We start from the raw sequence: 20,591 nt of genomic DNA, 5'->3' as shown, positions 1-20,591 counted from the left end.
TCATCCTCCGCACCCTCCTACGCGCTGCGTGGGCGGACGGGGCCGTCCGGACCGGTCCACCGCACCGAGCCGACTCATCAGACATTCGGCCCCGCCTGGGGAAGGACCCCGCATGACCGAAACCACCGACACCTCTGCCGCCCCCGAAGCCGCCGCCGGCGGCGCCGGAAAGCGCTCGTCGGGTGGGCTCAACAGCATGCTGCTGCCGGAGCTGAAGAAGGTGGCCGGTGGCCTGGGCATCAAGGCCACCGGGATGAAGAAGGCCGACCTGGTCGCGGCGATCAAGGCGGCCCAAGGAGGCGGCCAGGGAGGCGGCGCTCGCGCCGAGCAGCGTGAGCAGCAGCCGCGTGCGGAGCAGCCGCGCGAGGAGCAGCCGCGTGCCGAGCAGCCGCGTGCCGAGCAGCCGCGCGCGGCGAAGGCGCCGGAGGCCCGGGCCGAGCGGCCGGAGAAGAAGGCGCAGGCCGAGAAGCCCCAGCAGGACAAGCAGGACAACAAGCAGGACAGGGGCAACCAGCAGCAGGACAAGCAGCAGGACAGGCAGCAGCAGGACAAGCAGTCCGAGCAGCAGCACCAGCAGGCCGGCGAGGAAGGCGGCAGCCGTCGCAACCGGCGCCGTCGTGGTCGTGACCGCGACCGCCCGGCGCAGCCCGTGACCGGTGGCGCCACCGCCGGGCAGGGCGGCAGCGGTGGTGGCGGCGCCGCGCGCAACCGCAACGAGCCCGACCTGCAGATCCTCGAGGACGACGTGCTCGCGCCCTGCGCCGGCATCCTCGACGTGCTCGACAACTACGCGTTCGTGCGCACCAGCGGCTACCTGCCCGGCACCGACGACGTCTACGTCTCGCTCTCCATGGTCCGCAAGTACGGACTGCGCCGCGGTGACGCGATCACCGGTCAGGTACGGCAGCCGCGGGAGGGCGACCGCAAGGAGAAGTTCAACCCGCTGGTCAAGCTGGACACCGTCAACGGCGCCGACCCCGAGGAGTCCAAGGGTCGCGTCGAGTTCAGCAAGCTGACCCCGCTGTACCCGTCCGAGCGGCTGCGGATGGAGACCACCTCGACCAACCTGATCGGCCGGGTGATCGACATCGCCGCGCCGATCGGCAAGGGCCAGCGCGGCCTGATCGTGTCCCCGGCGAAGGCCGGCAAGACGATGATCATGCAGTCGATCGCGAACTCGATCACGACCAACAACCCCGAGGTCCACCTCATGGTCGTCCTGGTCGACGAGCGGCCCGAGGAGGTCACCGACTTCGAGCGCTCGGTCAAGGGCGAGGTGATCAGCTCGACCTTCGACCGCCCGGCCAGCGACCACACCACCGCCGCGGAGCTCGCCATCGAGCGGGCCAAGCGCCTGGTCGAGCTCGGCCACGACGTGGTCGTGCTGCTCGACGGGATCACCCGCCTCGGCCGTGCCTACAACCTGGCCGCCCCGGCGAGCGGCCGGATCCTGTCCGGCGGCGTCGACTCGGCCGCGCTGTACCCGCCGAAGAAGTTCTTCGGGGCGGCGCGCAACATCGAGRACGGCGGCTCGCTCACCATCCTGGCCACCGCGCTCATCGAGAGCGGCTCCAAGATGGACGAGGTGATCTTCGAGGAGTTCAAGGGCACCGGAAACATGGAGCTCCGGCTGCGCCGCGACTTCGCGGACAAGCGGATCTTCCCGGCGATCGACGCCGTGCAGTCCGGGACCCGGCGCGAGGAGCTGCTGCTGAGCAAGGAGGAGCTCGCCATCATCTGGAAGCTGCGCCGGGTGCTCTCCGGTCTCGACAGCCAGCAGGCCCTCGAGCTGCTCCTCGAACGGCTGAAGAAGTCGCAGAACAACCTCGAGTTCCTGATGCAGGTGCAGAAGACCACGCCGACGCCGGGGGCCCAGGAGGGCTGATCGTCCGGCGTCCGGGCGGAAGGAAAGTTGGTTTTCCTGCCGACCGGGCGCGGCGCGTCGATATGCTGGCGCGGACGCGGGTCCCCGGGGTGGGGGCCTGGCGATGGGGTATGGAACAACAAGGGGGACCGGCCATGGCGCGGATCGTGATCGCCGACGACGACGCGGACATCCGGGAGCTGGTCGTCTTCAAGCTCCGGCACGCCGGCCACGAGGTCCTGCCCGTGGCGGACGGCTCCGCCGCGGTCGAGGCGTGCCTCGCCGACAAGCCCGACCTGGTCATCCTCGACGTGATGATGCCCGGGATGAGCGGGCTGGACGCCGCCCGCGCGCTGCGGGACAACCCGGCCATGTCCGGCGTCCCGATCATCATGCTCACCGCGCGGGCCCAGGAGTCCGACGTCGAGCAGGGCTTCGACGCCGGCGCCGACGACTACGTCGTGAAGCCGTTCAGCCCCCGCGAGCTCGCCTCCCGGGTCGCGGCCGTGCTCGGCGAGGACAGCTAGCGAGACCGGAATACCGCAGCCGATTTCCTGGTTGAAGGCCCTGCTGGCACAATCATTGGTTGGCTCCGGTTCACGTCCGCACCCGCGGACGACCCGGCGGCTCGAAGACCGAGAGGAAAGCTCATGAAGAAGGACGTCCACCCGGACTACCTGGTGACCGAGGTGACCTGCACCTGCGGCAACACCTTCAACACCCGCAGCACCGCCCCCGAGGGCAAGATCCACGCGGACGTGTGCTCCAACTGCCACCCGTTCTACACGGGCAAGCAGAAGATCCTCGACACCGGCGGCCGCGTGGCCCGGTTCGAGGCCCGTTACGCCAAGGCTGCCTCGAAGTAGCCCCCTGGAACGCCGGTCCCGCAGCGCTGCTGCGGTGACCGGCGTTCTTGCGTGTCGGGATAGGTCACCAGCAGCAGGAGGTCGGGATGTTCGAGGCGGTCGAAGGGCTCATCGCGGAGCACGCGGAGCTGGAGACCGCGCTCGCGGACCCGGCCGTGCACTCCGACCAGTCCCGCGCGCGGAAGCTCAACCAGCGGTACGCCGAGCTCTCCGCGATCGTGCGCACCTACCGCGACTGGCTGCAGCTCGGGGACGACGCCGGGGCCGCCCGCGAGCTCGCGTCGGAGGATCCGGACGGAAGCGAGTCGTTCGCGGCCGAGGCCGTCGAGCTCGACGAGCGCCGCGTCCAGGTCGGCGAGCGGCTGCGCCAGCTGCTCATCCCGCGCGACCCCTCCGACAGCAAGGACGCCCTGCTCGAGGTGAAGTCGGGCGAGGGCGGCGAGGAGTCGGCGCTCTTCGCCGGGGACCTGCTGCGGATGTACACCCGGTACGCCGAGACCCGCGGCTGGACCACCGAGGTCCTCGACTCGACCCCCTCCGACCTCGGCGGCTACAAGTCGGTCACCGTCGCGGTCAAGGCCAAGGGGACGCCGGCGCCCGGCGAGGCGCCGTACGCGCTGCTCAAGTTCGAGGGCGGCGTGCACCGGGTCCAGCGGGTGCCGGTGACCGAGAGCCAGGGCCGCGTGCACACCTCGGCGGCCGGGGTGCTCGTCCTGCCCGAGGCCGAGCAGGTCGACGTCTCGATCGACGAGAACGACCTGCGCATCGACGTCTTCCGGTCCAGCGGGCCGGGCGGCCAGAGCGTGAACACGACCGACTCCGCCGTCCGGATCACGCACCTGCCCACGGGGATCGTGGTCAGCTGCCAGAACGAGAAGTCGCAGCTGCAGAACAAGGAGCAGGCGCTCCGCATCCTGCGCGCCCGGCTGCTCGCCGCCGCCGAGGAGGCCGCCAGCGCGGAGGCGTCGGACGCCCGCAAGTCCCAGGTCCGGACGGTCGACCGCTCCGAGCGGATCCGTACCTACAACTTCCCGGAGAACCGGATCTCCGACCACCGCACCGGCTACAAGTCCTACAACCTCGACCAGGTGCTCGACGGCGCACTGGAACCGGTCATCGACTCCTGCGTGCAGGCCGACATGACCGCACGGCTCGAGGCGCTCGGTGACTGAGGTCCGCGACCTCCTCCGCGGCGCCACCGGAGCGCTCGCCGATGCCGGCGTGCCCAGTCCCGGGAACGACGCCGAAGTGCTGCTCGCACACGTGCTCGGCCTCGGCCGGGGCGCGCTCGCCGTGCACGGCCCGGTCGCGGAGCAGTCCCGGGAGCGGTTCGAGGCGCTGGTCGCCCGGCGCGCCGCGCGGGAGCCGCTCCAGCACCTGACCGGCGAGACCGGTTTCCGGTACGTCGACCTGCAGGTCGGGCCCGGCGTCTTCACCCCGCGCCCGGAGACCGAGCTGCTCGCCGGCTGGGCGATCGAGGCGGCCCGGGGGATCGCGGCCACCGGCGAGGTCCCCGTCGTCGTCGACCTGTGCACCGGGTCCGGCGCGATCGCGGCCAGCGTCGCCGGCGAGGTCGCCGCCGCGCGGGTGCACGCCGTCGAGCTGGACCCGGACGCGTTCACCTGGGCGCTCCGCAACCTCGCCGGCACCGGTGTCGACCTGCGCGAGGGCGACATGGCGGACGCGTTCGCCGACCTCGACGGCTGCGTCGACGTGGTCGTCTGCAACCCGCCGTACATCCCGCTCACCGAGTTCGAGGGCGTCGACCGGGAGGCCCGCGAGCACGACCCGCACCTGGCGCTGTTCTCCGGGGCCGACGGGCTCGACGCGATCCGGGTGCTGGAGCGGGTCGCGGCCCGGCTGCTCCGTCCCGGCGGCGTCGTGGGGGCCGAGCACGCCGACCTCCAGGGCGAGTCCGCGCCGGCGGTCTTCGCGCGGGCCGGCCGCTGGACCGACGTACGCGACCATCTCGACCTGGCAGGTCGTCCGCGCTACCTGACGGCCCGGCTGGCACGATGAGCGTTGTGCCCACCCGCTACGACGCCGCTGACCCCGACCAGCTCGAAGCCGGACTGAGCGCGGCGACGACCGCCATCCGCGCCGGCGAGCTCGTCGTCCTGCCCACCGACACCGTGTACGGCGTCGGCGCCGACGCCTTCGATCCTGCCGCCGTACGCCGCCTGCTCGCGGCCAAGGGCCGCGGCCGCGAGATGCCGCCGCCGGTGCTGGTCGGCACGGCGGCGACGCTGGACGCCCTCGGCAGCGAGGTGGCCCCCTGGGCGCGGGTGCTCGTCGAGCACTACTGGCCCGGCCCGCTCACCATCGTCGTCCGGCAGCAGTCCTCGCTGCAGTGGGACCTCGGCGAGACCCGCGGCACCGTCGCGGTCCGGATGCCGCACGACCCGGTCGCGCTGGAGCTGCTGTCGCGTACCGGCCCGCTCGCGGTCAGCTCGGCGAACACGACCGGGTCGCCGGCCGCGACCGACGCCGACGGCGCCGCGGAGATGCTGGGGGAGAAGGTCGCCGTCGTCCTGGACGGCGGGCCGACCCTGGACGACCGGCCCTCGACGATCGTGGACTGCACCGGCTCCCAGCCGCGTGTGCTCCGGGCCGGGGCGATCCCGGTCGCCGAGCTGCGCACGGTGCTGGCCGGTGCCGCGGTCGCGCTCGACGACCTCACCGTGACCGAGGACGCCGACACCGTCGGCGGCAGCCCGCTCGAGGAGCTGGGTGCGGATCTGGGCGGGACCGAGCCCGAAGGGCCCGCGACAGGTGCGTGAGTACCTCCTGGTGTTCCTCGCCGCAGCGGTGGTCAGCTACCTGCTGTGCGTGTTCGCCCGGGAGTTCGCGATGCGGCTCGGCGCCGTCGCCCAGGTCCGTGACCGGGACGTGCACGCGATCCCGATCCCGTACTTCGGGGGCGTGGCCATGCTCGGCGGTCTGGGTGCCGGGTTCCTGCTGGCCCACCAGCTGCCGTTCCTGAGCCTGTCCCAGCCGCAGGTCTTCCACGACGCCGGCGTGGTGCTCACCGGCGGCGCGATCATCTGCGCGGTCGGCGTCCTGGACGACATCTTCGAGCTGGACGCGCTCACCAAGCTCGGCGGTCAGGTGGTGGCGGCGGGTTACCTGGTGCTCAACGGCGTGCAGCTCTACTCGCTCGTGATCCCGGGCGTCGGGCAGTTCTCGCTGGACCCCACGCAGGCGATGCTGGTCTCGATCTTCCTCATCGTCGGCACGGTGAACGCGGTGAACTTCGTCGACGGGCTCGACGGCCTGGCCAGCGGGATGGTCTGCATCGGCGCGATCGCCTTCTTCGTCTTCTCCTACCGGCTCGCCGACACCAACGGCCTGTCGCTCGCCATCACGGCGGCGCTGCTCTGCTCGCTGCTCGCGGGCGCCTGCGTGGGCTTCCTGCCGCACAACTTCTACCCGGCGCGGATCTTCATGGGCGACTCCGGGTCGATGCTCCTCGGACTGGTCCTCTCCGGGTCGACGCTCACGCTGACCGGGCAGTTCGCGGCCGTCCAGCTCAGCACGAACGGCGACTTCCCGACCGGCAACAGCCTGGTGTTCCTGCTGCCGATCCTGCTGCCGATCTCGATGCTCGTGGTCCCGTTCGCGGACCTGGTGCTCGCCGTGGTCCGGCGCACCCGGCGCGGTCAGGCGTTCTACCACCCGGACAAGGAGCACCTGCACCACCGGCTGCTGGAGTTCGGGCACAGCCAGCGGCGTGCGGTGGTGATCATGTGGCTGTGGGCCGCGCTGATCGCGTTCGGTGCCGTGGTGATCACCCTCTACGCGAGCGTCTGGTCGATCGTCCTGGTGCTGGCCTGGGCGGTGATGACGTCGGTGCTGACCTTCGTCGTACCGCGGCTGCAGCGGCCCGGCGCGACCGTCTGAGCCGGGGAGCGGACCCCGATTTCGCGGGTCCCGGAACCTTGTGCTAGTTTTCACAAGCACCTAGTCGCCGCTCCACCACGACCCCCGCTGAGGCCGCCATGACGACATCTGCCACACCGCCGGACACTGCTCCGGGCAGTGGGCTCCGGGTGCTCGTCGGGGCCGCTCTCTGGGGTCTGGCCGCCGCGGTCGTCTCGGTCGCCGCCGGCTACCTCATCTGGGGCAGCGAGGCCGGTGCCGGTGCCCTCGTCGGCGGGATCTCCACGATCCTGGTCCTCGCGATCGGCACCTGGGTCGTCCTCAAGGTCGCGACCGTCGCCCCGGTGGCGGCGCTGCTCGCCGCGCTGGTCGTCTTCACCGCCCAGGGGATCGTGCTGCTGCTCACCCTGGCCGTGCTCTCCCGGGCGACCGACGGGGACCAGGTGACCGCCGCGGCGTTCGCCGTCATCGCCGTCACCGTCGTCTGGACCACGATGTTCGCGGTCCTGGTCCGGCGCGAGAAGCTCCCGCTGTTCGACATGTCCGCCTTGTCGCCGGACGCCGCCGAACCGCCTGATGGGCCGGGTGCGAGATGACGATCCCCGCCTGATATCGTCCGCCCCGTCCCCGGTGCGCCTTGCCCTGCAACGGCGCCGGACCCCGGTCGATCGTTCGAGTTCGACCCCCTTTCAGCCACAAAGACAGGAGACAGCGTGAGTTCGCTCAGCGTCGGAATCAGGACCGAGGAGTTCCACACCCCGGGTCCGGCGGACTTCAACCTGCCTGGCATCTTCGACAGTGCCGTCACCAAGCCGATGGTCCTCGTCGTGCTCTCCGGCGTCATCGCCTTCGGCCTCTTCTACGCGATGTCGCGCAAGTCCGCGGTCGTCCCGGGCCGGCTGCAGTTCGCCGGTGAGTACGTCTACGACTTCGTGCGGAACTCGATCGCGCGCGACACCATCGGCTCGCACGACTACATGCGGTTCGTGCCGTACCTGTTCACGCTGTTCCTGTTCATCCTGATCAACAACTTCTTCGGCATCATCCCGGTGATCCAGTTCCCGACGATGTCGCACATCGGGTACACCACCGCGCTCGCGCTGCTCACCTGGTTGGTCTACAACGGGGTCGGCATCCGCAAGCACGGGTTCTTCGGCTACCTCAAGCACCAGACCGTGCCGACCGGCATCACCGGCCCGATCCTGATCGCCCTGGTGCCCCTGGAGTTCTTCTCCAACATCATCGTGCGGCCGTTCACGCTGGCGCTGCGTCTCTTCGCGACCATGTTCGCGGGCCACCTGCTGGTGATCCTGTTCTCGCTCGGCGCCGAGTACCTGATCCTGCACTACGAACCGCACATCGTCGGCGTTCCCGCCGGCACCGTCTCGTTCATCCTCGCGATCGGCGTCAGCTTCCTGGACATGCTGGTCATGTTCCTGCAGGCCTACGTCTTCACGCTGCTCTCCGCGATGTACATCGGTACCGCGATCGCCGACGAGCACTGATCCACACAACTCAACTCACTCGAGCTCAACACCGACGCACCGCGCGTCACCAACCGAAAGGAAACCCCCATGGGTGGCACCCTGAACATGATCGGCCTCGGCCTGGCTGCGATCGGCCCGGCCATCGGTGTCGGTCTGATCTTCGCTGCGTACGTCACGGGCGTCGCGCGCCAGCCTGAGGCCCAGTCGCGTCTGCAGACCATCGCGATCTTCGGCTTCGTGCTCGCGGAGCAGTTCTTCATCATCTCCCTGGCGCTCGCCTTCGTCCTCAAGCCCTGAGTCCGGAAGGGCCTGGAGCACTCATGTTCAAGACAATTGTCCTAGCGGCAGCGGAGAAGGCCGAAGAGCCGAACCCGCTGGTACCGCACCTGGCCGAGGTCATCCTCGGTGTCGTCGTGGTGCTGATCCTGCTGTGGCTCATCACGAAGATCGTGGTGCCCAACTTCGAGAAGGCGTACGCCGAGCGCACCGCCGCGATCGAGGGCGGCATCGAGGCTGCTGCGACCAAGCAGGCCGAGGCGGACGCCAAGCTCGCCCAGCTCGAGACGCAGCTCGCCGACGCCCGGCACGAGGCCGCACGCATCCGCGAGGAAGCGCGCGAGCAGGGTGCCGCGATCGTCGCCGAGCTCCGGGAGCAGGCCCAGGCCGAGGCTGCCCGGATCGTGGAGCACGGCAAGACCCAGATCGAGGCCGAGCGTCAGCAGGCGGTCACCTCGCTCCGGGCCGAGGTCGGCTCGCTGGCGACGTCGCTCGCCGGTCGTATCGTCGGGGAGAGCCTGGACGACGACGAGCGCTCCTCGCGCGTCGTCGACCGTTTCCTGGCTGAGCTCGAGGGAGCCAACTGATGTTGCTGCGAGGCGCTTCGGCCGACGCCCAGGCGGGACTGCGTACCAAGCTGGACGCAGCCGCCGGGGCGACGGTCGCCACCGTGGGTGAGGACCTGATCGGGGTCGCCGCCGTGCTCCGGGCCGAGCCCGGCCTGCGGCGCGTGGCCACCGACCAGTCCACCGACGCCGCCGCCAAGGCGGGTCTGATCCGCCAGCTCTTCGACGGCAAGATCTCGGCCACCGGCCTGGACATCGTCGCCGAGGCGGTGTCGCTGCGCTGGACGGCCACCCGCGACCTGGCGGACGTCCTGGAGAACCTCGGCGTCGTCGCCGTGGCGAAGTCGACCGAGGCCGACGCCGCCCGGCTCGCCGACGAGCTGTTCACCGTCGCCCAGCTGGTCGACGGGAACACCGACCTGCGCGGTGCGCTCTCCGACCCGGCCCGGACCGAGCAGGACAAGGCAGCCCTGCTGCACGGCCTGCTCGACGGCAAGGCACTGCCGGCCACGGTGCGCCTGACGGTGCTCGCGCTCAACGGCAGCCACCGCACCGTGGTCGCCGCGCTGACCGAGTACCAGAAGGTCGTCGCCGCGGTGCGCGGCGAGGGCGTCGCCAAGGTCCGGGTCGCCCGCGACCTGACCGACGCGGACCGCCAGCGCCTCCAGGACGCGCTGAGCAGCCAGTACGGCCGCCCGGTGCACCTGAACGTCAGCGTCGAGCCCGAGCTCGTCGGTGGCATGCGCGTCGAGATCGGTGACGACGTCATCGACGGCAGCGTCGCGAGCCGGCTCGACGACGCCCGTCGCCGCCTCGCCGGCTGACCGAACACACCGAGCTGAATCCGGGCCGGTCTCCGGCTCACCCGAACTGCAACCGTTGAAGCACAGAGAGTAGGGACCAGGAAATGACGGAGCTTTCGATCCGTCCGGACGAGATCCGGGACGCGCTGCAGCGCTTCGTGGCTGATTACAAGCCCGAGGCCGCCAGCAAGGAAGAGGTCGGCACCGTTGCCGAGGCCGCGGACGGCATCGCCCGCGTCTCCGGCCTGCCGTCGTGCATGGCCAACGAGCTCCTCGAGTTCGAGGACGGCACCCTCGGTATCGCGCTGAACCTCGACACCCGCGAGATCGGCGTCGTCATCCTCGGTGACTTCGACAAGATCGAGGAAGGCCAGACGGTCCGCCGTACCGGCGAGATCCTCTCCGTCCCGGTCGGCGACGGCTACCTCGGCCGCGTGGTGGACCCGCTCGGCAACGCGATCGACGGTCTCGGCGACATCGCCACCGACGGCCGCCGCGCCCTCGAGCTGCAGGCGCCCGGCGTCATGGCGCGCAAGTCGGTCCACGAGCCGCTCGCCACCGGCATCAAGGCGATCGACGCGATGACCCCGATCGGCCGCGGCCAGCGCCAGCTGATCATCGGCGACCGCGCGACCGGCAAGACCACGGTCGCGATCGACACGATCATCAACCAGAAGCAGAACTGGGAGACCGGCGACCCGAACAAGCAGGTCCGCTGCATCTACGTCGCGATCGGTCAGAAGGGCTCGACCATCGCCTCGGTGCGAGGCGCCCTCGAGGAGGCCGGTGCGCTCGAGTACACCACCATCGTCGCCTCCCCGGCCTCGGACAGCGCGGGCTTCAAGTACCTCGCGCCGTACACCGGCTCGGCCATCGGCCAGCACTGGATGTACGACGGCAAGCACGTCCTCATCGTGTTCGACGACCTGACCAAGCAGGCCGAGGCCTACCGCGCCGTGTCGCTGCTGCTCCGCCGCCCGCCGGGCCGCGAGGCGTACCCGGGTGACGTCTTCTACCTGCACTCCCGCCTGCTGGAGCGTTGCGCGAAGCTCTCCGACGAGCTCGGCGCCGGTTCGATGACGGGTCTGCCGATCATCGAGACCAAGGCCAACGACGTCTCGGCGTTCATCCCGACCAACGTCATCTCGATCACCGACGGTCAGATCTTCCTGCAGTCCGACCTGTTCGCGGCCAACCAGCGCCCGGCCATCGACGTCGGCATCTCGGTCTCCCGCGTCGGTGGTTCGGCCATGACCAAGGCGATGAAGGCCGTCACCGGTTCGCTCAAGGTCGACCTCGCGCAGTTCCGCGCGATGGAGGCGTTCGCGATGTTCGCCTCGGACCTCGACGCCGCGTCGCGCCAGCAGCTGGCCCGTGGTCAGCGCCTGATGGCGCTCCTCAAGCAGCCGGCGTACTCGCCGTACCCGCTGGAGGAGATGACCGTCTCGCTGTGGATCGGCACCACCGGTCGCCTGGACGCCGTCCCGACCGAGGACGTGCTCCGGTTCGAGAACGAGTTCCTCGACTACCTGCGTCTCTCGCACGCCCAGATCCTGAGCACCATCGCGGAGACCCAGAAGTTCGAGGACGGGACCGAGCAGTCGCTCGAGGCCGCCTACAACTCCTTCCTCGACCAGTTCGAGACCTCGGAAGGCCAGTCGATCAAGGCCGGCAAGGAGGTCCACGAGGCCCTCGAGGCCGAGGACGTCGAGCAGGAGCAGATCGTCAAGCAGAAGCGGGGCTGACCATGGCCCTCTCTGTGCGCGAGTACCGCGCGCGGATCAAGTCGACGGAGTCGATGAAGAAGATCACGCGTGCGATGGAGCTCATCGCTGCGTCCCGGATCATCAAGGCGCAGCAGCGGGCGCAGGCCGCGGCTCCGTACAGCCGCGAGCTGACCCGGGCGGTCTCGGCGGTGGCGACGTTCTCGAACGTCGACCACGCGCTGGTCACCGAGCCGGAGCACGCCGACCACGCCTCGGTCCTGGTGATCACCAGCGACCGCGGCCTGGCCGGTGCGTACTCCTCGAGCGTGCTCAAGGAGACCGAGCGGCTGATCGAGAAGCTCAAGGCCGAGGGCAAGGACGTCACCGTCTACACCTCGGGCCGGAAGGCCGCGGCGTACTTCAAGTTCCGCGCCCGTCCGGTGGAGAAGTCGTGGGCCGGTTACTCCGACCAGCCCTCGTACGACGACGCGCGAGAGATCGCCGACACCCTGATCGCGGCGTTCGTCGCCGAGCAGGAGGCGGACTCGACCGACGAGGTCCACGTCGTCTACACCCGGTTCAAGTCGATGCTCGTCCAGGAGCCCACCGCGCTGCGGCTGCTCCCGCTCGAGGTCGTCGAGGGCACCGAGGCCCCGGCCGAGGGTGAGGTCCTTCCGCTGTACGAGTTCGAGCCGTCGGCCGCCGACGTCCTCGACGCGCTGCTGCCGAAGTACGTGACCAGCCGGATCTTCGCCGCGCTCCTGCAGGCCGCCGCTTCCGAGCTGGCTGCCCGGCAGAAGGCGATGAAGTCCGCGACGGACAACGCCGAAGAGCTGATCAAGAAGTACACCCGCATCGCCAACCAGGCCCGCCAGGCCGGCATTACCCAGGAAATCAGCGAGATCGTCGGTGGCGTCAACGCCCTTGCCGACGCCCAGGCTGGAAGTGAGTGAGAGAGATGACTGCCACCATCAACGAGACCGCTGAGAACAAGGCGGGCGGCACCGGCCGCGTCGCCCGGGTCATCGGCCCCGTCGTGGACATCGAGTTCGCGACCGACGAGATGCCCGAGATCTACAACAAGCTCGAGGTCGACATCACGCTCGGCGGCGAGACCACCACGCTGCCGCTCGAGGTCGCCCAGCACATCGGCGACGGCATGGTCCGCGCCATCTCGCTGAAGCCGACCGACGGCGTCGTCCGCGGTTCCCAGGTGCGCGACACCGGCGGGCCGATCACGGTCCCCGTCGGCGACGTGACCCTCGGCAAGGTGTTCAACACCACCGGTGACGTGCTCAACCTCGAGGTCGGCGAGACCTTCGAGCCGGCCGAGCGCTGGGGCATCCACCGCAAGGCGCCGGCGTTCGACCAGCTGGAGTCCAAGACCCAGATGTTCGAGACCGGCATCAAGGTCATCGACCTGCTGACCCCGTACGTCCAGGGCGGCAAGATCGGTCTGTTCGGTGGTGCCGGTGTCGGCAAGACCGTTCTGATCCAGGAGATGATCGCCCGAGTCGCGAAGGACCACAGCGGTGTGTCCGTGTTCGCCGGCGTGGGCGAGCGCACCCGTGAGGGCAACGACCTGATCGTCGAGATGCAGGAGGCCGGCGTCTTCGACAAGGTCGCCCTGGTCTTCGGCCAGATGGACGAGCCGCCGGGCACGCGTCTGCGCGTCGCGCTCTCCGCGCTGACCATGGCGGAGTACTTCCGCGACGTGCAGGGCCAGGACGTGCTCCTGTTCATCGACAACATCTTCCGGTTCACGCAGGCCGGTTCCGAGGTCTCCACCCTGCTCGGCCGGATGCCGTCCGCGGTGGGCTACCAGCCGAACCTGGCTGACGAGATGGGTGTGCTCCAGGAGCGGATCACCTCGACCCGCGGTCACTCGATCACCTCGCTGCAGGCGATCTACGTCCCCGCGGACGACTACACCGACCCGGCCCCGGCCACCACGTTCGCGCACCTCGACGCGACGACCGAGCTCTCCCGTGAGATCGCGTCGCTGGGTATCTACCCGGCCGTGGACCCGCTGACCTCGACCTCGCGGATCCTCGACCCGCAGTACATCGGTCAGGCGCACTACGACTGCGCGATCCGCGTCAAGCAGATCCTGCAGCGCAACAAGGAGCTCCAGGACATCATCGCGATCCTCGGTGTCGACGAGCTCTCCGAAGAGGACAAGATCATCGTGTCCCGCGCGCGTCGTATCCAGCGGTTCCTGTCGCAGAACACCTACGTGGCCAAGCAGTTCACCGGCATCGAGGGTTCGACGGTCCCCGTGGCCGACACCATCGAGGCGTTCAACAAGATCGCCGACGGTGAGTACGACCACGTGGCCGAGCAGGCGTTCTTCATGTGCGGCGGTCTGGACGACGTCGAGCAGAAGTGGGCCGAGATCCAGAAGAGCCTCTGACGATGGCAGAGGTTCTGCAGGTCGAGCTCGTCGCGGCGGACCGCCTCGTGTGGTCCGGCGAGGCGACCATGCTGATCGCGCGCACGACCGAGGGTGACGTCGGCATCCTGCCGGGCCACGCCCCGCTGCTCTCGCTGATGGTGGACGGCGTCATCGACGTCACCACCAGCAACGGCGAGACCTGGGTCGCGGCCGTGGACGCCGGCTTCCTCTCGGTCGCCGCCGACCGCGTCTCGGTGCTCGCCGAGCACGCGGAGATGGCGCACGACATCGACCTCGAGAAGGCCAAGGCCGACCTCGAGCGGGCGCACAAGGCCGGCGAGAACGACGGCGTCCACCGCGAGGCTCTCGCCGCCGCCTGGGCCGAGGCCCGGATCCGTGCGGTCGAGAAGGCGCACGGGCGCTGAGTACGCTTCACTGACCACCACGACGGAGCACCTGGGGACGAGGGATAGATGGCGGCATGGCAGTGGCTGTTGGACATTGCCGGTGCCGTGCTGCTCCTCGTCGTCCTGTACGGCGCTGTCCTGGTGGTCCGCCGCCGGGTCCTTTCCCGCAACGGCGGCACGTTCGAGCTCTCCGTCCGCGTCCGGTCCTCCGAGGCCGGGCGTGGATGGGTTCTCGGGCTCGGCCGGTACCACGACGACTCGCTCGAGTGGTTCCGGATCTTCTCCCCGTCCCCGCGACCGGGACGGCACTGGGCGCGAGCGGACCTCGAGATCACCGGCCAGCGTGACCCCGACGGCGCCGAGGCGTTCGCCCTGTACGGCGGCCACCGGGTCGTCGTCTGCGAGACCCCGGCCGGTCAGGTCGAGATGGCGATGAGCGTCTCCGCCCTCACGGGCTTCTCCGCCTGGCTGGAGGCGGCCCCGCCGGGGACCGACTGGGACCAGAACCGACGCTGACTAGCGCTCGCCACCGCGTTCTCCTCCGCGCTCTCCTCCGGGCACCCACAGCACGTCGCCCTCCGCGCGGTTCGCGTACCGCGCGAGGATGAAGACCAGGTCGCTGAGCCGGTTCAGGTAGGTGATCGCGAGCTTGTTCATCGTCGCCCCGTGCTCGGACCACGCCGCCCAGGCCTCGCGCTCGGCGCGCCGGACCACCGTCCGGACCACGTGCAGCTGCGCCGCGGCGGGGGTGCCCCCGTTGAGGATGAACGAGCGCAGTGCCGGCAGGTCGGCGTTGTAGTGGTCGCACCACGCCTCGAGCCGGTCGACGTAGGCCTGCTCGATCCGCAACGGCGGGTACTCGGGGTCCTCCACGACGGGGGTGCAGAAGTCGGCACCGACGTCGAAGAGATCGTTCTGGACGTGGTGCAGGACGGCGACGACGTCGTCATCGAGCCCGCCGACCGCCACCGCGACGCCCAGGTGGGCGTTGGCCTCGTCGACGGTCGCGTAAGCCTGCAGCCGCAGGTCGGTCTTGGTGGTCTTGCTCATGTCGCCGAGCCGGGTCTCACCGGCGTCACCGGTGCGGGTGTAGATGCGGGTGAGGTTGACCATGCGGCCAGCCTAGTGGGCTGCGCGCGGGCGGCTGACGGGGTCTAGGGTGGCGACTCGTGATCGTCGCTCCGCTCCTCAACGGGTTCTCGCCCACTCGGCCTCGAGCAAGCTCGGGCGCTCGGTAGCCTCGACCCGTGATCGTCGCTCCGCTCCTCAACGGGTTCTCGCCCACTCGGCCTCGAGCAAGCTCGGGCGCTCGGTAGCCTCGACCCGTGGAGAGCTTCCGGGTCACCTCGCAGGGTCCGCTGGTGCGGCCCCTGGACGGAACCGTCCACGTCGGCGGCGCGAAGAACTCCGCCCTCAAGCTGATGGCCGCCGCGCTGCTGGCGCCCGGGACCAGCGTCATCCGCAACGTCCCCGACATCCTCGACGTCGCCGTGATGGGCGAGCTGCTCGTCCGGCTCGGCTGCGAGGTCGACCTGCAGCACCCGGTCGGCGCCGATCCGACGCGGGAGCAGATCAGCGGCGTCGCCACGATCACCGTGCCCGACGAGCTCGCCTGGGAAGCGCCGTACGAGCTGGTGCGGCGGCTGCGCGCGTCGATCGCGGTCCTCGGCCCGCTGGTCGCCCGCTGCCACCGGGCCAGCGTGGCGCTGCCCGGCGGTGACGCGATCGGGTCGCGCGGCCTGGACATGCACATGGCCGGCCTGCGCGAGCTTGGCGCGTCGGTGCGCGTGGAGCACGGCCAGGTCGTCGCGGAGGTCGACGGCGAGCTCCGGGGGGCGCCGATGTGGCTGGACTTCCCGTCGGTCGGAGCCACCGAGAACCTGGTGATGGCGGCCGTGCTGGCCACCGGGACGAGCGTGCTCGACAACGCCGCGCGCGAGCCGGAGATCGTGGACCTCTGCGAGATGCTGGTCGCGATGGGCGCCCGGATCGACGGGATCGGGACGTCGATGCTGACCATCGAAGGTGTGGATCGGCTGCACCCGGTCGACCACGTCACCGTCACCGACCGGATCCAGGCGGGTACCTGGGCGTTCGCGCCGGCCATCGCCGGTGGCCGGATCCGGGTCGCCGGCGGCGTCGGCGGGCACCTCGACCTGGTCCTGGACAAGCTCGCCGACGCCGGCGCCCAGGTCGACGTCGACGACGCCGGCTTCTCGGTCCTGGCCGAGCGGCGGCTCCGGTCCTTCGACGTCGTGACGCTGCCGTACCCCGGGTTCCCGACCGACCTGCAACCGTTCGCGATGGCGCTGGCCGCGGTCAGCGAGGGCACCGCGATGATCACCGAGAACGTCTTCGAGTCCCGCTTCATGTTCGCCCAGGAGCTCGCCCGGCTCGGGGCCGACGTGCACACCGACGGCCACCACGCGGTGGTGCGTGGGCTGGCCGAGCTGTCCGGCGCGCCCGTGATCGCGCACGACATCCGGGCCGGGGCGGCGCTGGTGCTCGCCGGACTGGCCGGGCAGGGCGTCACGGTGGTGGGGGAGTCCCAGCACGTCGACCGCGGCTACCCGGCGTTCGCCGAGACCCTGAGCGCGGTCGGGGCGGACGTCGTACGGCTGCGTGGCACCGGGCAACCACAGGTGTGACGAACCGGACGCGTGAGACAGTCCACAACGCCTACCGGGGAGTAGCAAAGTCGCTCTAGGCTCGCCCCATGAGCGACAAGTCGACCACCCCTGCCCCGGTGAAGGACCGCCCGTGGGTGATGCGCACCTACGCCGGCCACAGCTCGGCCGCGGAGTCCAACAAGCTCTACCGGGGCAACCTGGCCAAGGGGCAGACCGGTCTCTCGGTCGCCTTCGACCTGCCCACCCAGACCGGGTACGACCCGGACTCGCCACTGGCCCGCGGTGAGGTCGGCAAGGTCGGCGTCCCGATCCAGCACCTCGGCGAGATGCGCCGGCTCTTCGAGGACATCCCGCTCGTCGAGATGAACACCTCGATGACGATCAACGCCACCGCGATGTGGCTGCTCGCGCTGTACCAGGTGGTCGCCGAAGAACAGAACCCGGACGTGGCGCCGCAGGACGTGCACGCCCGCCTCGCCGGCACCACCCAGAACGACATCATCAAGGAGTACCTGAGCCGCGGGACCTACGTCTTCCCGCCGGAGCACTCCCTGCGCCTGACCGCGGACACAATCGCGTACACGGTCAACAACATCCCGAAGTGGAACCCGATCAACATCTGCAGCTACCACCTGCAGGAGGCCGGCGCGACCCCGACGCAGGAGCTGGCGTTCGCGCTGTGCACCGCGATCGCGGTCCTCGACGCGGTCAAGGACGCCGGCCAGGTCTCGGACGAGGACTTCGAGAAGGTGGTGGGGCGGATCTCGTTCTTCGTCAACGCCGGCGTCCGGTTCGTCGAGGAGATGTGCAAGATGCGCGCCTTCGTCGAGCTGTGGGACGAGATCACCCGGGAGCGCTACGGCGTCACCGACGAGAAGATGCGCCGGTTCCGGTACGGCGTCCAGGTGAACTCGCTCGGCCTCACCGAGGCGCAGCCCGAGAACAACGTCCAGCGGATCGTCCTGGAGATGCTGGGCGTGACGCTGAGCAAGAACGCCCGCGCCCGCGCCGTGCAGCTGCCGGCCTGGAACGAGGCGCTCGGCCTGCCGCGTCCGTGGGACCAGCAGTGGTCGCTGCGGCTGCAGCAGGTGCTGGCCTTCGAGTCCGACCTGCTGGAGTACGACGACATCTTCGACGGCTCGCACGTCGTCGAGGCCAAGGTCAACCAGCTCATCGCCGACGCCCGGGCCGAGATGGACCGGATCCAGGCCATGGGCGGCGCCGTCGCGGCCGTCGACTCCGGTTACATGAAGCAGGAGCTGGTCTCCAGCCACGCCGCCCGGCGGGCCCGGATCGAGAGCGGCGAGGAGATCGTCGTCGGCCTGAACAAGTTCGAGACCACCGCCGAGTCGCCGCTGACCGCCGACCTCGACGGTGCCATCCAGACCGCCGACCCGGAGGCCGAGCGCACCGCGATCGCGTCGCTGACCTCGTGGAAGGCCGAGCGCGACGAGGCCGCGGTCGCCGCCGCCCTGGCCAAGCTGGCCGCGGACGCGAAGACCGACGTCAACCTGATGGCCGCGACCCTGGACGCCGCCCGGGCGGGCGCCACCACCGGGGAGTGGGCCGGCACGCTCCGCGAGGTCTTCGGCGAGTTCCGCGCCCCGACCGGGGTCGCCGGTGCCGTGGGCGTCGTCGAGGCGGGCGCCGAGCTGACCGCCGTACGGGACGCCGTGAAGGCGACCGGTGACGAGCTCGCCGGTGCCGCCGGTGGGCGGCTCCGGCTGCTCGTCGGCAAGCCCGGCCTGGACGGTCACTCCAACGGTGCCGAGCAGGTCGCGGTCCGCGCCCGTGACGCCGGCTTCGAGGTCATCTACCAGGGCATCCGGCTGACCCCCGAGCAGATCGTCGCGGCCGCCGTGGCCGAGGACGTGCACTGCGTCGGCCTGTCGATCCTCTCCGGCTCCCACATGGAGCTGGTGCCGGACGTGCTCGACCTGATGAAGGCCCAGGGAATCTCCGACATCCCCGTGATCGTCGGCGGCATCATCCCCGATTCCGACGGCAAGAAGCTCGTCGAGCTGGGCGTCGCCGCGGTCTTCACGCCCAAGGACTTCAGCCTCACCCAGGCGATGGCCGGGATCGTCACGGCGATCAGGAAGGCCAACGGCCTGGCGGTCTGACCGGTCTGGTCCGGTCGCACCGTCCCGCGACTCAACTGCGACAACTAGGACAATCAGCCCCGCGAACCGACCTTCGCTCACTAGCATGGTCGCGCCGGGAGGGGAGCCCCGGCGGCGAGGACGAGGGAGCGTGCGTCGTGAGCGCGGACCAGGATGCAGGACGGCGCCCGTCCGATCTGGGCGGGCTCCTCGAGGCTGCCCCGGACGCGATGGTCGTCATCGACTCCCGCGGCATCATCCAGCTGGTCAACGCCCAGACCGAGCGCGTCTTCGGCTACTCCCGCGGTGAGCTGCTCGGCCAGCCGGTCGAGGTCCTGGTCCCGGCGTCGCTGCACGAGCTGCACCGCAAGCACCGCTCCGAGTACCTGCACGAGCCGCACGTGCGGTCGATGGGAAGCGGGCTCGATCTCCGCGCCCGCCGCCGTGACGGCAGCGAGTTCCCGGTGGAGATCTCGCTGGCCCCGCTGGAGACCGACCAGGGGCTGCTGATCTCCGCCGCGGTCCGGGACGTCACCGCCAAACGGCGCGAGGAGCGGCTCTTCCGCGGCCTGCTCGAAGCCGCCCCGGACGCCATGGTCATCGTCGACAACACCGGCACGATCGTCCTGGTCAACGCCCAGGTGGAGGAGAAGTTCGGGTACAACCGCGGCGAGCTTGTCGGGCAGTCGGTCGAGATCCTCGTCCCGGAGCGGTTCGCCGGGATGCACGTCGCCTTCCGCTCCGGCTACGTGGCGGGCCCGCGCACCCGGCCGATGGGCCTGGCCGGCGACCTGTTCGCCCGGCGCAAGGACGGTAGCGAGTTCCCGGTGGAGATCTCGCTGGCGCCGCTGGAGACCGAGGAGGGCCTGCTCGTCTCGGCTGCCGTGCGCGACATCAGCGAACGGCGGCGGATGCAGGAGGAGACCGACCGGGTCAAGGACGAGTTCTTCGCGACCGTCTCCCACGAGCTCCGGACGCCGCTGACCTCGATGCTGGGCTACAGCGAGCTGCTCGCGGACCTGGAGCCGCTGAGCCCGCAGGGACGCCGGTTCCTCTCGGTGATCGCCCGCAGCGCGGAGCGCGAGCTCCGGCTCGTCGACGACCTGTTGACGCTGGTCGCGATCGAGGAGAGCGGGCTCGCGATCCGTCCCGAGCTGCTGGACCTCGAGCCGGTGGTGCGCGACGCGGTCGACGCGGCCCGCCCGCGGGCCGAGGAGGTCGACATCGAGCTCAGCATGGAGGTGCCGGGCTTCCCGGTTCCGGTGGACGCCGACCGTGACCGGCTCGGGCAGGCGATCGACAACCTGATGTCGAACGCGCTGAAGTTCACCCCCGCCGGTGGCCACGTGCACGTGTCACTGCGGCTCGCGGACACGTTCGCCGAGATCGAGGTCGCGGACTCGGGGATCGGCATCGGCGAGCAGGACCCGAACCGGATCTTCGAGCGGCTCTACCGCTCGGGCACGGCCATCGCCCAGCAGGTGCCGGGCGCCGGGCTCGGCCTCACGATCACGCTGGCGATCCTGGAGGCCCACCGCGGCATGATCAGCGTGGTGAAGTCGGACGAGGCCGGGACGACGTTCCGGATGAGTCTGCCGCTGGTGGGCTGA

At 70.3% G+C, this 20,591-nt stretch carries 21 protein-coding genes; 20 read left to right on the top strand and 1 reads right to left on the bottom strand.

Annotation, left to right across the window (positions count from 1 at the left end; genetic code table 11):
* Positions 1-112: 112 nt before the first annotated feature.
* The 17 genes from rho to AB4Y76_RS02240 all read left to right on the top strand — a co-directional run bounded on the left by rho (position 113) and on the right by AB4Y76_RS02240 (position 14,765).
* Complete coding sequence (gene rho, locus AB4Y76_RS02320) at positions 113-1,885, top strand: transcription termination factor Rho (protein WP_441921886.1); 1,773 nt, start codon at positions 113-115, stop codon at positions 1,883-1,885.
* A gap of 134 nt (positions 1,886-2,019) precedes the next feature.
* Positions 2,020-2,391, top strand: a complete 372-nt coding sequence (locus tag AB4Y76_RS02315; RefSeq protein ID WP_441921885.1) for a response regulator transcription factor — start codon at positions 2,020-2,022, stop codon at positions 2,389-2,391.
* A 123-nt stretch (positions 2,392-2,514) separates the two neighbouring features.
* A complete protein-coding gene (gene rpmE / locus AB4Y76_RS02310) occupies positions 2,515-2,730 on the top strand; it encodes a 50S ribosomal protein L31 (RefSeq protein WP_441921884.1) in 216 nt (71 codons plus the stop codon).
* Between the two features lie 86 nt (positions 2,731-2,816).
* Entirely contained in the window at positions 2,817-3,902 is a 1,086-nt protein-coding gene (gene prfA, locus AB4Y76_RS02305) for a peptide chain release factor 1 (RefSeq protein ID WP_441921883.1), read from the top strand.
* On the top strand, positions 3,895-4,749 hold the full coding sequence (gene prmC, locus AB4Y76_RS02300; RefSeq protein WP_441921882.1) for a peptide chain release factor N(5)-glutamine methyltransferase: 855 nt from the start codon (positions 3,895-3,897) through the stop codon (positions 4,747-4,749). The genes prfA and prmC overlap by 8 nt, the downstream gene beginning before the upstream one ends.
* Complete coding sequence (locus AB4Y76_RS02295; RefSeq protein WP_441921881.1) at positions 4,746-5,510, top strand: L-threonylcarbamoyladenylate synthase; 765 nt, start codon at positions 4,746-4,748, stop codon at positions 5,508-5,510. Before prmC ends, AB4Y76_RS02295 begins: the two co-directional genes overlap by 4 nt.
* Entirely contained in the window at positions 5,503-6,630 is a 1,128-nt protein-coding gene (locus tag AB4Y76_RS02290) for a glycosyltransferase family 4 protein (protein ID WP_441921880.1), read from the top strand. Before AB4Y76_RS02295 ends, AB4Y76_RS02290 begins: the two co-directional genes overlap by 8 nt.
* A gap of 98 nt (positions 6,631-6,728) precedes the next feature.
* A complete protein-coding gene (locus tag AB4Y76_RS02285) occupies positions 6,729-7,205 on the top strand; it encodes a hypothetical protein (RefSeq protein ID WP_441921879.1) in 477 nt (158 codons plus the stop codon).
* A gap of 117 nt (positions 7,206-7,322) precedes the next feature.
* A complete protein-coding gene (gene atpB / locus AB4Y76_RS02280) occupies positions 7,323-8,114 on the top strand; it encodes a F0F1 ATP synthase subunit A (RefSeq protein ID WP_441921878.1) in 792 nt (263 codons plus the stop codon).
* Positions 8,115-8,183: 69 nt separating this feature from the next.
* The gene (locus tag AB4Y76_RS02275) at positions 8,184-8,393 is read left to right on the top strand and encodes a F0F1 ATP synthase subunit C (protein WP_441921877.1); all 210 of its coding nucleotides are present in this window, start codon (positions 8,184-8,186) and stop codon (positions 8,391-8,393) included.
* A gap of 23 nt (positions 8,394-8,416) precedes the next feature.
* Entirely contained in the window at positions 8,417-8,959 is a 543-nt protein-coding gene (locus AB4Y76_RS02270; RefSeq protein WP_441921876.1) for a F0F1 ATP synthase subunit B, read from the top strand.
* The gene (locus tag AB4Y76_RS02265) at positions 8,959-9,762 is read left to right on the top strand and encodes a F0F1 ATP synthase subunit delta (protein WP_441921875.1); all 804 of its coding nucleotides are present in this window, start codon (positions 8,959-8,961) and stop codon (positions 9,760-9,762) included. The genes AB4Y76_RS02270 and AB4Y76_RS02265 overlap by 1 nt, the downstream gene beginning before the upstream one ends.
* An 83-nt stretch (positions 9,763-9,845) precedes the next feature.
* The gene (atpA, locus tag AB4Y76_RS02260) at positions 9,846-11,486 is read left to right on the top strand and encodes a F0F1 ATP synthase subunit alpha (RefSeq protein ID WP_441921874.1); all 1,641 of its coding nucleotides are present in this window, start codon (positions 9,846-9,848) and stop codon (positions 11,484-11,486) included.
* A 2-nt stretch (positions 11,487-11,488) separates the two neighbouring features.
* Positions 11,489-12,400, top strand: a complete 912-nt coding sequence (locus AB4Y76_RS02255; protein ID WP_441921873.1) for a F0F1 ATP synthase subunit gamma — start codon at positions 11,489-11,491, stop codon at positions 12,398-12,400.
* Positions 12,401-12,405: 5 nt separating this feature from the next.
* Complete coding sequence (atpD, locus tag AB4Y76_RS02250) at positions 12,406-13,860, top strand: F0F1 ATP synthase subunit beta (RefSeq protein WP_441921872.1); 1,455 nt, start codon at positions 12,406-12,408, stop codon at positions 13,858-13,860.
* Positions 13,861-13,862: 2 nt separating this feature from the next.
* Positions 13,863-14,267, top strand: coding sequence for a F0F1 ATP synthase subunit epsilon (locus tag AB4Y76_RS02245; protein ID WP_441921871.1), 405 nt, complete (start codon positions 13,863-13,865; stop codon positions 14,265-14,267).
* 48 nt (positions 14,268-14,315) lie between these two features.
* Entirely contained in the window at positions 14,316-14,765 is a 450-nt protein-coding gene (locus AB4Y76_RS02240) for a DUF2550 domain-containing protein (RefSeq protein ID WP_441921870.1), read from the top strand.
* Here the strand turns inward: AB4Y76_RS02240 and AB4Y76_RS02235 are convergent, their stop codons facing one another.
* Positions 14,766-15,362, bottom strand: coding sequence for a cob(I)yrinic acid a,c-diamide adenosyltransferase (locus tag AB4Y76_RS02235; protein ID WP_441921869.1), 597 nt, complete (start codon positions 15,360-15,362; stop codon positions 14,766-14,768). It lies immediately after the preceding gene.
* Positions 15,363-15,574: 212 nt separating this feature from the next.
* On the opposite strand from AB4Y76_RS02235, the gene murA reads away from it, so the two are divergent.
* The 3 genes from murA to AB4Y76_RS02220 all read left to right on the top strand — a co-directional run bounded on the left by murA (position 15,575) and on the right by AB4Y76_RS02220 (position 20,591).
* On the top strand, positions 15,575-16,897 hold the full coding sequence (gene murA, locus AB4Y76_RS02230) for a UDP-N-acetylglucosamine 1-carboxyvinyltransferase (protein WP_441921868.1): 1,323 nt from the start codon (positions 15,575-15,577) through the stop codon (positions 16,895-16,897).
* Positions 16,898-16,965: 68 nt separating this feature from the next.
* Complete coding sequence (locus tag AB4Y76_RS02225; protein WP_441921867.1) at positions 16,966-19,002, top strand: protein meaA; 2,037 nt, start codon at positions 16,966-16,968, stop codon at positions 19,000-19,002.
* 137 nt (positions 19,003-19,139) lie between these two features.
* Entirely contained in the window at positions 19,140-20,591 is a 1,452-nt protein-coding gene (locus tag AB4Y76_RS02220; RefSeq protein WP_441921866.1) for a PAS domain S-box protein, read from the top strand.

This window comes from Marmoricola sp. RAF53, from assembly GCF_052114005.1.
Classification (GTDB): Bacteria; Actinomycetota; Actinomycetes; order Propionibacteriales; family Nocardioidaceae; genus Marmoricola.
This window is presented reverse-complemented; position numbering and strand designations above follow the sequence as displayed.